Origin of the sequence: Gillisella taibaishanensis, assembly GCF_001938985.1 — a bacterium.
In the GTDB taxonomy this organism is placed as follows: domain Bacteria; phylum Pseudomonadota; class Alphaproteobacteria; order Rhizobiales; family Rhizobiaceae; genus Allorhizobium; species Allorhizobium taibaishanense.
Map to the genome: position 1 here is coordinate 83,112 of NZ_MKIN01000021.1, position 12,548 is coordinate 95,659.

The 12,548-nt window shown below is 59.0% G+C and carries 10 protein-coding genes; 2 read left to right on the top strand and 8 right to left on the bottom strand.

The window, feature by feature from the left end; all coding sequences use genetic code 11:
- Positions 1-10: 10 nt before the first annotated feature.
- The 8 genes from BJF91_RS07705 to chrA form a co-directional block, all read right to left on the bottom strand.
- Complete coding sequence (locus tag BJF91_RS07705) at positions 11-493, bottom strand: GNAT family N-acetyltransferase (RefSeq protein WP_075613925.1); 483 nt, start codon at positions 491-493, stop codon at positions 11-13.
- A gap of 69 nt (positions 494-562) precedes the next feature.
- A complete protein-coding gene (locus BJF91_RS07710; RefSeq protein ID WP_075613926.1) occupies positions 563-1,171 on the bottom strand; it encodes a hypothetical protein in 609 nt (202 codons plus the stop codon).
- Between the two features lie 301 nt (positions 1,172-1,472).
- The gene (gene ileS / locus BJF91_RS07715; protein ID WP_075613927.1) at positions 1,473-4,454 is read right to left on the bottom strand and encodes an isoleucine--tRNA ligase; all 2,982 of its coding nucleotides are present in this window, start codon (positions 4,452-4,454) and stop codon (positions 1,473-1,475) included.
- Between the two features lie 281 nt (positions 4,455-4,735).
- Positions 4,736-6,211 carry a monocarboxylate uptake permease MctP gene (mctP, locus tag BJF91_RS07720; protein ID WP_075613928.1) on the bottom strand — a complete coding sequence of 492 codons (1,476 nt, stop codon included), beginning with the start codon at positions 6,209-6,211 and terminating at the stop codon, positions 4,736-4,738.
- Positions 6,201-6,398: a DUF3311 domain-containing protein gene (locus tag BJF91_RS07725; RefSeq protein WP_075613929.1), complete on the bottom strand. Its 198-nt coding sequence runs from the start codon at positions 6,396-6,398 to the stop codon at positions 6,201-6,203. The genes mctP and BJF91_RS07725 overlap by 11 nt, the downstream gene beginning before the upstream one ends.
- A 499-nt stretch (positions 6,399-6,897) precedes the next feature.
- Positions 6,898-7,878 carry a bifunctional riboflavin kinase/FAD synthetase gene (locus BJF91_RS07730; RefSeq protein WP_075613930.1) on the bottom strand — a complete coding sequence of 327 codons (981 nt, stop codon included), beginning with the start codon at positions 7,876-7,878 and terminating at the stop codon, positions 6,898-6,900.
- Between the two features lie 24 nt (positions 7,879-7,902).
- A complete protein-coding gene (locus BJF91_RS07735; RefSeq protein WP_075613931.1) occupies positions 7,903-8,754 on the bottom strand; it encodes a TIGR01459 family HAD-type hydrolase in 852 nt (283 codons plus the stop codon).
- 108 nt (positions 8,755-8,862) lie between these two features.
- Positions 8,863-10,209: a chromate efflux transporter gene (gene chrA, locus BJF91_RS07740; RefSeq protein WP_075614514.1), complete on the bottom strand. Its 1,347-nt coding sequence runs from the start codon at positions 10,207-10,209 to the stop codon at positions 8,863-8,865.
- 165 nt (positions 10,210-10,374) lie between these two features.
- On the opposite strand from chrA, the gene groES reads away from it, so the two are divergent.
- Positions 10,375-10,671, top strand: coding sequence for a co-chaperone GroES (gene groES, locus BJF91_RS07745; protein ID WP_075613932.1), 297 nt, complete (start codon positions 10,375-10,377; stop codon positions 10,669-10,671).
- A gap of 68 nt (positions 10,672-10,739) precedes the next feature.
- The gene (gene groL, locus BJF91_RS07750; RefSeq protein ID WP_075613933.1) at positions 10,740-12,380 is read left to right on the top strand and encodes a chaperonin GroEL; all 1,641 of its coding nucleotides are present in this window, start codon (positions 10,740-10,742) and stop codon (positions 12,378-12,380) included.
- Positions 12,381-12,548 lie beyond the last annotated feature (168 nt).

Consider the following 12,548-nt stretch of genomic DNA (forward strand, 5'->3'; position numbering starts at 1 on the left):
AGAACAGCACTCACTCTCCGGCGGCAAAATCAATAAGCTTGTCGCCGGAGAGCCTGTAGCGGATCCACTCCGTCTGCGGCTCGGCGCCGATGGCGTCATAGACCCGGATCGCCGGCTCGTTCCAATCCAGCACGCTCCATTCGAACCGGCCACAGCCATTGTCGACAGCAGTCTTGGCGAGATGTCGCAGCAGCAGCCGGCCAGCACCACCGCCTCGATGGGCGGGATCGATATAGAGATCTTCCAGATAGAGCCCCTTACGGGCCTGCCAGGTCGAATAATTGTAGAACCAGATGGCGTGCCCGACCGGCACGCCCTGCTTCTCCAGGATCGCGGCATAGGCAACGGCGCCGGCGCCAAACAGAGATTCGCCTAGGCTCTCGATTGTCGCCTTCACCTCATGTTCGGCTTTTTCGAACACAGCGAGATCCGTAATGAAGCGCAGGATGACCGGCACGTCATCAGGCCGGGCGGCGCGAATGGAAAATGTCATGAGGCAACCCCAAAAAATAAAGGCAGGCCGTTGCTGGCCTGCCTGATATGGTTTTTCGAATAAAGCTGCTTATTGGAAGGGCATCCACCAGGACTTGTTGGAATTGGACATTTCCGCTTCCTTCTGGCGACGCTTTTCCTTCTTGGCTTCCGGCTCGCCCAGATCGCTCAGCTTGGCTTCGTCGATCTGGCGGTAGGAATCCGGCGGGTCCGAGAGAACGCGGCGCTGATCGAGATAAGCGCCCTTCTGGATCTTACGGGCATCGCGGAAGGCCTGCCATTTCTGGGTTTCGGTCATCGTGCCGTTGGTGCCATTGCCCTCGAGCAGTGGCGAGCGATAGCTCTGGTTGCCGCGATTGGCATCGGCTTCCGCCACCAGGCGAGACCGCGTGTCCTCAGGGCTTTCGACCCAATCGGGATTATCCTTGCTGGCAATCGATTGCTGCGGCTGGACGAGTTCAGCGGTTGCGCCCTTCGGGGGCAATACCAGATCCGGGCGCGGATTGTATTTCGTCGTCGAGGCCGGTTTCTTGCTGCCGATTGATGCAGCAGAGCCAACGTCGTCCGCCAACTGCTCCATAGCGGTCTTGTCCGTACCATAGGTCGGTCCGCTCGTGCAGCTGCTCAAGGCAGAGCAGGCAGCAAACATGCCAACGAGAACCATCCGTGCCTTAACCATCAATACCTTCCAGCCTTTTTCATATTCCGGATCCAAAGTTCCGTGCACTGCGCCGTCCCGTCATCGCATCGACATCATGTCGGCATCAGAACAACAGCATCGACGTCGCATCATGGCTTCAGATCGGAACCTCCCGCGCGCCTTATACAGCAAGCGCAAGGGAACATCAAATAGACCATAGCGGCGCCGTATAGAATAGTCTTAGCCGCCTACTTCCGCCTGGAAGAAAATTCCGGCCAATTTCAGGCAGGCTTTACCGGATGACAAGCGAAAGCGCAAATCATCCGGTAAATCGTCATGGTCAGGCAACGCCCAATTCACGCAGCGCTGCCGCATCGCGGGCCGAGACATCGGGATAGTCTGGATCGGAGCCGACATCAGAGGTGATGCGCCAGGAGCGTGCGCATTTGCGACCTTCGGCAAGCTTGGGCTCAACCGAGACGCCAGCCACTTCGGGCAGCCGGAAGGCATCTTCAGGGCCCCCGTCTGCGACCAAAGAGATGCCCGACGTGATGCAGATTTCCGCAAAATCCTGACCATCGAGTGCAGCCAGAAGTTCGGCATCGGCAACATGCACGACGGGTGCAGCTTCCAGCGAGGAGCCGATCCGCTTGTCCTTGCGCTCCACTTCCAGTGCGCCGGTCACGACACTGCGCAGCTTGCGGATCTTGACCCATTTGGTCTCAACAGCAGCATTTAGCCACTCCGTCGGGATGGACGGGAACTGTTCCAGATGCACCGATTCTACCTGCGGGTTGCGCGACAACCAAGCTTCTTCCGTCGTAAACGGCAGCATCGGTGCCAGCCAGAGAACCAGGCAATCGAACAGCTTGCGGATCACGAACAGCGCCGCACGCCGACGCGGCGAAGACGGGGCATCGCAGTAAAGCGCGTCCTTGCGGATGTCGAAATAGAAGGCCGAGAGCTCGACATTGGCAAAGTCGGTCAACGCGCGGGTGATCTTCTTGAACTCGAAAGCGTCATAGCTTTCGCGCACCAGCACATCCAGCTCGGCCAGCCGATGCAGCATCAGCTTTTCCAGCTCCGGCAGTTCTGCATAGGCAATGTCGTCGCCATGGTCGTGAGCGAGCGTGCCGAGCATCCAGCGGATCGTGTTGCGGATCTTGCGATAGGCATCGATATTGGTCTGCAGGATGGTCTTGCCGAGGCGCTGGTCTTCACCGTAATCGGTGCTCATCACCCACAGACGCAGGATATCGGCGCCCGACTGCGCCATGACGTCCTGCGGCACGACTGTGTTGCCGAGCGATTTCGACATCTTGCGGCCGTCTTCCGCCATCGTAAACCCGTGGGTGACGACAGCGTTATAGGGCGCACGGCCGCGCGTCGCGCAGCTTTCGAGCAGCGACGAATGGAACCAGCCACGATGCTGATCCGAGCCTTCGAGATAGACATCGGCCGGCCATTTCAGGTCGGGGCGGTCTTCCAGCGTGAAGGTATGGGTCGAGCCCGAATCGAACCAGACGTCGAGAATATCGCGCACCTGGGTCCAACGATCCTGATCGTTACGCCCTTCCAGGAAGCGCTCCTTGGCGCCATCGGCAAACCAGGCATCTGCACCTTCGGCCTCGAAAGCCTCGACGATGCGGGCATTCACGGCCTCATCCACAAGAATCTCGCCCTGTTCATCAACGAAGATGGCGATCGGAACGCCCCAGGCGCGCTGACGCGACAGTACCCAATCCGGACGATTCTCGATCATGGCCCGCAGACGGTTCTGGCCACCGGCCGGCACGAAGCGCGTGTCATCAATGGCACCAAGCGCGCGCGAACGCAGCGTCGAGCCATCGCCGAGGTCCTTGTCCATATAGACGAACCATTGCGGCGTATTGCGGAAAATGACAGGCTTCTTCGAGCGCCAGCTATGCGGATACTCGTGCTTGATCCGGCCACGGGCAAATAGGTTGTTAGCCGCGATCAGCGCCTCGATGACCCGCTTGTTGGCATCACCCTTCTTGCCGTTGTCGTCCATGACGCGAGCCGCACCGCCTTCGGCCGATGGGCCAAAACCGGGCGCGTCTTCGGTGTAGAAGCCATCATCGCCAACCGTGAACGGGATCTTCGTGGAAATGCCACGCGCTTCCAGCTCACGGGCATTGGCCATCCAGGCATCAAAGTCTTCGCGGCCGTGCGACGGGGCGGTGTGGACGAAGCCCGTGCCCGCATCATCGGTGACGTGGTCACCGTCGAGAAGCGGGACGGCGAAGTCATAGCCGAGGGAGGCCAGCGGATGGGCGCACGTGATGGCAGCCAGTTCCTCAGCAGTTACCTGCCGGACGCGCTTGAATTCCAGCTTCGCTTTGGCAAAAGCATCGGCAGCTAGCTTATCGGCAAAGATCAGTTTCTCGCCCGGTTGCGGACCAAAGTCATTGGCCGACGCCGTGACTTCGTAAAGAGAGTACTCAATCTTTGAAGAAAACGAGATCGCGCGATTGCCGGGGATAGTCCATGGCGTTGTTGTCCAGATGACGACAAAAGCTCCTAGAAGCTCGTCCGCAAGCTTTGCTTTTTCTACTTGCGCTGCAGCAACATTTTCAGAATCGCCAGCTGTCACCCCGACCAATCCGGTAGTCCGAATTGCTCGCCGCACCGGAAACTTCACCCAGATCGTGTCGCTCTCGACCTCGGCATATTCCACCTCGGCCTCAGCCAGCGCCGTGCGTTCCACCACGGACCACATGACGGGCTTGGAGCCGCGATAGAGCTGGCCGCTCTTTGCAATCTTCAAGAGTTCGCCAGCGATCCGCGCCTCGGCGTGGAAATTCATCGTGGTATAGGGATTGTCGAAATCGCCTTCGATGCCGAGACGCTTGAAGTCTTCGGCCTGAACCTTGATCCAGCCGGCCGCAAATTCACGGCATTCCTTACGGAATTCGTTGATCGGGACCTCGTTCTTGTCCTGGCCCTTTTCGCGGTACTTTTCCTCGATCTTCCACTCGATCGGCAAACCGTGGCAATCCCAGCCAGGCACGTAGTTGGCGTCAAAGCCTCGCATCTGGAAGGAGCGGTTGATGACGTCCTTCAGGATCTTGTTGAGCGCATGGCCGATATGGATCGTGCCATTAGCGTAAGGAGGACCGTCGTGCAGCACGAATTTCTCGCGGCCGGCGGCGGAGGCGCGGAGCGTCTTGTAAAGCCCCATCTTCTGCCAGCGCTCGACGATTTCAGGTTCCTTCTGCGGCAATCCGGCGCGCATGGGAAAATCGGTCTGCGGCAGCGCAAGCGTTGCGGAATAGTCTTTTTTGTCAGCGGTATCGGTCATGATCTAGCCATTGAAGGGGTGCGAGCGCACCTGGAAAAAGAGAAAATCGGTGACACAGCGCGCGATGGGACGCGCGCCGAAAACCCGGACCCTCCTGCGGCTCTCAGCGCGCGCGGAAGGCCGGGCCAATAATTCGCCCAGAAATTCTGATGGCTATGGTCGACCGGACTGTTCTCATGATGGCGTTTGTTTAAGCGGTTTCCCTTTGAAAGAGAAGAGGGAAAGCGAAAGCAAAACGACAAGGCGGACGCAGCCGCCTTGTCTACCTTTCAAGCGGCTTCTCAAGCCCGCGCCGAAGCCTTGGCAGGCGTGACGAGATTGACCAGCACGGCCACGGCGATATTGGCGAGAAGGGCCAGAATACCGATATAGATCGTGAAGGACGCACCGCCGAGGCTCATGGTGTGCAGCGGCTTCAACCCGTTCAGCCACACCAGCCAGGTGCCACCGACAAAGCCGACGATCCAGCCTGCCAACAGCCCCGGAGCCCGGAACCAGTTGGAGAACAGGCCGAAGATCAGGGCCGGAAGGGTCTGCAGGATCCAGATGCCGCCGAGAAGCTGCAGGTCGAGCGCAAACTGGGTGGGCAGGAAGACGATGACCAGCAGTGCGCCAACCTTCACCACCAGCGAGGTGAGCTTTGCCACCTGCGCTTCCCCAGCATTGGAGATATCAGGATTGACATAGGCCTTCCAGAAATTGCGGGTGAAGAGATTGGCGGCACCAATGCTCATGACAGCCGCTGGCACCAGCGCGCCGATGGCGATCGCCGCAAAGGCAAAGCCTGCGAACCAGGCGGGGAACAGCGTCTGGAACAGCATCGGCACCACATCGTTCGGCGTCGCCGGTTTGATCCCGGCGGCATGGGCCATGTAGCCGAGCAGAGCGAGAAGGCCGAGCAGCAGCGTGTAGGCCGGCAACAGCACGGCATTCTTGCGGATCGTATTGCCGCCATTGGAGGCGAAAATGCCGGTCAGCGTGTGCGGATACATGAAGGCCGCGAGCGCCGAGCCGAGCGCCAGGGTCGCATAGGCCACATACTGGCTGCCGCCGAGCACAAGACCACCGGAGCCCTTGGCCTGGAAGGCCGCATCCGCGCTGGCAAACACATTGGCATAGCCGCCGAGCTTCATCGGGATTGCGGCGACCGCAACGAGCACTACGATATAGATCATGATGTCCTTGACGAAGGCAATTAACGCAGGCGCCCGCAGGCCGGCCGAATAGGTATAAAGCGCGAGGATGAGGAATGACACCATCAGCGGCACTTCACCATGCAGGCCAAGTGCCTTCAGCACCGCCGCCATGCCGACCAACTGCAGGGCAATATAAGGCATGGTGGCGATGACGCCTGTCAGCGCTACCACCAATTCCAAAGCGCGGGATCCGTATTGGCCATGCACGACATCGCCGGCCGTCACATAACCATGCTCCTTGGCGCGACGCCAGAGAACCGGCATGACCAGGAAGACGAAGGGATAAACGATAATCGTATAGGGCAGAGCGAAGAAGCCATAGGCGCCAACGGCATAAACCAGGGCGGGAACGGCAATGATGGTATAGGCGGTATAGAAATCGCCACCGACCAGGAACCAGGTGATCCAGGTGCCGAACTTACGCCCGCCCAGACCCCACTCGTCGATATGAGCAAGCGTTTCCGGCTTGCGCCAGCGCGCCGCGACAAAGCCCATGACCGTGACCAGCGCGAAAAAGAAGGCAAAGACAGCAAAGGCTGTCGGATCGACATCAGTCATCATGGCGCATGCTCCTGTAGGCAATAAAGATCAGGAGCGATGTCAGGGGCACCCACATCAACTGATACCAGTAGAAGAACGGAAACCCGAACAGAACTGGTTCCCGGACATTATAGAACGGCACCCATAACAGGCCGATATAAGGTATGACCAACAGCCAGCAGGCTGCCGTCCAAATACGTTTTGACATGAAACCCTCTCCCGAACCGGCGTGGACGCAACTGCATGGCGCGCCTCTCCGCTCTATCGATCATTTCCGATTCACCGCTATGTCGCAACCGGCAAATCTTAACAGTCGGTTCGGGAACAGGGGCTTACCCGCGTAAGACCAGCGCCCCGTCCCTGCCCTGCCCCGCGATCAGTGCAGTAAGCCATTCGGCGGAGGGTTTCGAGGTTAGCGCCAGCCGATCGAGGGCGGCAACAACCGGCATCCACGCCGCATCCTCCTGGTTAAAAGCCACTGTCTGCCCGCCGGGAAAGGATAGTGTCAACACCGGAACGGTGCCGGCATGAATGTCAGCGTCATAGGCTACGATTCCGGCGACGTGCGAAGTGGCAAGCGTTCGGCGTCAACAACGATGTCATCGCCATCCATTAGGGGCGATGGCCGATTGCCTCGCAACTTGTCGAGCACCAGATCGTTTATCCTGTCGACCAGTCGCATTATCTCGCTGCCAGCCACCGAGATGTCAGAACGCGATTTTGCGATCGAGTTCGCCGAGCGGCGTGACGCCTGCCAGAACGGCTCTAGCCTCTTCTTCGTCACGGCGGATCTGGGCGACGAGCGGGTCGAGGCCGTCGAACTTCCACTCATCGCGCAAGTGGCTGAAGAAGGACACTGAGCAGGTTTCGCCATAGAGGTCGCCGCCAAAATCGAAGACGTAGGTCTCTAGCAGCGCGGCGCCGTTTTCGGTCACCGTCGGGCGGTAGCCGAAGCTTGCAACGCCTCGGTGCAGGCTGCCATCGGCCCGGTGCAGATGCACAGCATAGATGCCGGTGCGCAGGGTCGTTTCCGGCGCCAGCGCCATGTTGGCGGTGGGAAAGCCCAGAGTACGGCCGAGTTGCTGGCCCTTGATCACTTCGGACGCAACAGTGAAGCGATAACCGAGCAGGCCGGCCACTTCGGTAACGGCACCTTCGGCCAGCAAGCCACGGATGCGGGTCGATGAGACGACCCCGGCGTTTTCATCCCTGAAGGCATCGAGCAGCGTGACGCCAAAGCCGTATTGCTGGCCCTTTTCCATCAGAAAAGCCGGTCCGCCTTCGCGCCCCTTGCCGAAATGAAAATCGAAACCGGTGACAACCTCGGTTGCGCCCAGCCATTCCACCAGCACGGTGCGGACGAAATCATCGGCAGAACGCTGCGAAAATTCGCGGTCGAACGGATATTCGATCACCGACTGAAAGCCCATCGCTTCCAGGAGACGGGCTTTCAGGGGCGCAGCCGTCAGGCGAAAGACAGGATTTTCCGGATTGAAGACAGCGCGCGGATGCGGCTCGAACGTCAGGACCAGCGCCGGTACGCCGCGCTCGCGGGCAAGATCCAGCGCCCTGTTCAGCACCGTCTGATGGCCGCGATGCACGCCATCGAAATTACCGATGGCAACAACCCCGCCCTTGAGACTGTCAGGCAGCGGCGTCTTTTTCTCGTTGCGGTGAAAAACGGTCATGACTCTTTTAGGTCCTATTTCCGGTTAGGCCAACCGGGGCATCCACCACTTCGGCGCTGCCGCTTCCCGCTCCAGGTAAGCGTTCAGCATAGCCTCGTCGGTCTTGCCGTTCTGTGTGTATTCACCAGCATGTATACCGCCGCTGACATAGAGAAGGTCAAGACCGAAGCTCAGCGCACCGCGCACATCGGTGGGCATGCCGTCGCCGACCGCAATGATCCGGCTGCGGTCGATCTCGGCGCCCCGGATTTCCTGTGCTTTCGCAAGAGCCGCTTCGTAAATCGGGCTATGTGGCTTGCCGGCGTAACGCGTTTCACCACCCATCTCCACGTAGATCGCCGCCAATGCGCCAGCGCAAGGCACCAGCTTATGCCCCCGTTCCACAATCAGATCAGGGTTGGCAACAATCATCGGAAGGCCACGCGCGCTCAAGCCTTCCAGCATTGCGCGGTAGTCTTCCGGCTGCTCCTCTTCGTCATTGAACAAGCCCGTGCAGATGATGACTTCAGCCTCTTCCGCGGGAACCAGTTCGACATTGAGCCCTTCAAATAACGAAAGATCCTGGCTCTGGCCGATCAGAAAACCGCGGCGCGGGCCTTGTTCGATAAGCTTTCTGGTCACATCCCCTGACGAAACGATGGCATCATAGGCCGTTTCCGGGACGCCGATCTGGTCGAGCATGACTTTCACACGCTCGGATGGGCGCGAGGCATTGGTGATCAGCACAACGGAAACACCGTTGGCCCGGGCCTGCGACAGGGCTTCTCCAGCCGCCGGAAACGCATCGACACCATTGTGCAAAACGCCCCAGACATCCGACAGGATGACCTCGTAACCCTGTGTGATCTCGTTGAGCGTATCGATGCGCTGTGCCATGGAATCCGTCGCCTGCTGAAAGAACTGGCGCTGACATGGCAAAGCTAGGGCGCAATTGCAAGGGATTTACGGGAATCTTCGAGGGCTTTGACCGCCTCCAAGGCCAGATCAGAGCATCGCCAGATGCCACAGCAATCCAGCCGCAGCCGTCAGCGCAAGTACTGTGACCAAACCGACCCTCAAGCGCAGCAACAGCAGCGCAGAAGCGGCAAACAGAACCAGTGCGGGTATGTCGAGCGTATCAAGTTGTGGCCACCAGAAACCCGGAGCGCGATCGCCCGACCATAGATTGCTGAACGGGATCCGCTCCACTTTCGCAAACAGCACATGCAGCCCGAACCAAAGAGCGAGATTTCCGATTACGCCGACCACTGCGGCTGTGATGGCCGAAAGGGCGCCATCGAGCAGCCGGTTGCCTCGCAGCCGCTCGATCAGCGGCGCGCCAGCGAAGATGAACAGGAAGCTGGGCACAAACGTCGCCCAGGCAGTCAGAAACGCGGCTGTCAGACCCGAAATCATTGGCCACGTGCTGCCGGGATCGCGAAAGCCCGCGAGGAAGCCAACGAAAGAGAGAACCAAAACCAGTGGCCCCGGCGTGGTCTCCGCCAGCGCCAGACCATCGACCATCTCGCCGGGACGCAGCCATTGATAATGATCGACGGCAACCTGGGCGACATAGGCGAGAACGGCATAGGCACCGCCGAAGGTGACGAGCGCCATACGGACGAAAAACAGAAAGACGTCGGTCAACCGGCCGGACCTGTCGAAGGCCATGAGAAGCGCGAGCGGCGCGAGCCAAATGCAGATCCACACGACTGTCGACACCAGAACCCGCAAGACAGGCAACGGCGGTTTCGCCGGCATGGATTGCTCAGGTCCCGGTTGCCGCAACGCTCGCAAAAGACCGGCAAGTGCCGCCAGGAGCACAACGAGCGGAAAAGGCAGCGCCAGAAAAAAGAGGCCGAAAAAAGCCACTAGGGCTGTCAGGCGGTGGAAGTCGCTTTTTAGCGCGCGCTGACCAATGCGCAGCAGCGCCTGCAGCACGATGGCGAGGACCGCCGCCTTCAACCCGAAAAACAGACCAGAAACCCAGGAAATATCGTGATAGGCGGCATAGACAGAGGAAAGCCCGAGGATGACGGCAAGCCCGGGCAGTACAAACAGCAGGCCCGCGATCAGCCCGCCGCGAATGCCGCCATTGAGCCAGCCGATATAGGTTGCCAATTGCTGGGCCTCCGGGCCGGGCAGCAGCATGCAATAGTTCAGCGCATGCAGGAACCGCGCCTCCGATAGCAAGCGCTTTTCATCAACGATGATCCGATGCATTAGGCCGATCTGGGCCGCCGGGCCGCCGAAGCCGAGAAGGCCAATCGACCAAAAAGCAGCGCAAATTTCGCCAAGCGGCACATTGGGAGCATGGTCTTGCCCTATTGCCGTGTCAGGGAGCTCCGTCATCTGCCTGTCGTCCGTTTGCCGCATATAATTTTCGGAGCCCATCCTTGACAGTGCCGAGGACCGTGCTTATCTCCATGCCGCTAGCACTCGATCAGACAGAGTGCTAACAATATCCATGCGGGGCCGTTTCGGCCCGCGAATGTCATTTGATCGAGGGATTAGACGATGGCAAGCACGAATTTCCGCCCCCTGCACGACCGCGTTGTAGTCAAGCGCGTCGAGTCCGAAGAAAAGACCAAGGGCGGGATCATCATTCCTGACACCGCCAAGGAAAAGCCAGCTGAAGGCGAAATCATCGCTGTCGGCCCGGGCACCCGCGACGACAAGGGCACGCTCGTTGCTCTCGACGTTAAGGTCGGCGATCGCGTTCTGTTCGGCAAGTGGTCCGGCACCGAGGTTAAGCTCGACGGCGTTGACCTGCTGATCATGAAGGAAGCCGACATCATGGGCGTTATCGGCTGATTTAAGCCGAATACCCCTTCTTCCTTTTAGACAATTCACCAATGGGCTAGATGCCCGGGAGTTTGAAAATGGCTGCTAAAGAAATCAAGTTTGGCCGCACTGCGCGCGAAAAGATGCTGCACGGCGTTGATATCCTCGCTGACGCTGTGAAGGTTACGCTGGGCCCCAAGGGTCGTAACGTCATCATCGACAAGTCCTTTGGCGCTCCGCGCATCACCAAGGACGGCGTTTCCGTTGCCAAGGAAATCGAACTTGAAGACAAGTTCGAAAACATGGGCGCACAGATGGTCCGGGAAGTTGCTTCCAAGACCAACGACATCGCCGGCGACGGCACCACGACGGCTACCGTTCTGGCCCAGGCTATCGTGCGCGAAGGCAACAAGGCTGTTGCTGCCGGCATGAACCCGATGGACCTGAAGCGCGGTATCGATCTCGCCGTTGCTGAAGTCGTGAAGGATCTCCAGGCCAAGGCCAAGAAGATCTCCACCTCGGAAGAAGTTGCTCAGGTCGGCACGATCTCTGCAAACGGCGACGCACAGGTCGGCAAGGACATTGCCGAAGCTATGCAGAAGGTTGGCAACGAAGGCGTTATCACCGTCGAAGAAGCCAAGACCGCTGAAACCGAACTCGAAGTCGTTGAAGGCATGCAGTTCGACCGCGGCTACTTGTCGCCTTACTTCGTCACCAACCCTGAAAAGATGGTTGCTGACCTGGAAGACGCATACATCCTGCTGCACGAAAAGAAGCTCTCCAACCTGCAGGCCATGCTGCCTGTTCTGGAAGCTGTCGTTCAGACCGGCAAGCCGCTCGTCATCATCGCTGAAGACGTTGAAGGTGAAGCTCTTGCAACGCTCGTCGTCAACAAGCTGCGTGGCGGCCTGAAGATTGCTGCTGTCAAGGCTCCTGGCTTCGGCGATCGCCGCAAGGCTATGCTGGAAGACATCGCGATCCTGTCTGGCGGTACCGTGATCTCTGAAGACCTCGGCATCAAGCTCGAAACTGTCACGCTCGACATGCTCGGCCGCGCCAAGAAGGTTTCCATCACCAAGGAAAACACCACCATCGTTGATGGCGCAGGTCAGAAGTCCGACATCGAAGGCCGCGTTGCCCAGATCAAGGCTCAGATCGAAGAAACCACCTCTGATTACGACCGCGAAAAGCTGCAGGAACGTCTTGCCAAGCTCGCTGGCGGCGTTGCCGTGATCCGCGTTGGCGGCTCGACGGAAATCGAAGTCAAGGAACGCAAGGACCGCATCGACGACGCTCTGAACGCAACACGCGCTGCTGTTCAGGAAGGTATCGTTCCTGGCGGCGGTACAGCTCTGCTGCGCTCCTCCACGAAGATCACCGTCAAGGGTGTAAACGACGACCAGGAAGCCGGCATCAACATCGTTCGCCGCGCCCTGCAGTCGCTGGTTCGCCAGATCGCCACCAACGCTGGTGACGAAGCTTCGATCATCGTTGGCAAGATCCTCGACAAGGACAACGACAACTTCGGCTACAATGCCCAGACCGGCGAGTTTGGTGACATGATTGCCATGGGTATCGTTGACCCGGTCAAGGTTGTTCGCACAGCCCTGCAGAACGCAGCTTCGGTTGCTTCGCTGCTGATCACCACTGAAGCCATGATTGCTGAACTTCCTAAGAAGGATTCGGCTGGCGGCATGCCTGACATGGGCGGCATGGGCGGCATGGGCGGCATGATGTAATAGGGCGAAAGCCTTGTTACTCTGACCCATCTGGTTCAGAATTTGGAAAGGGTGGCCTTATGGCCGCCCTTTTTTCGTTCCGTTATCTGGACATGAAAAGGCGTGGCATGCGGCAAGCCTTTAAAAGAAATCTCTACTTACTTCTTGGAATATCCGAGCCGGCGATCA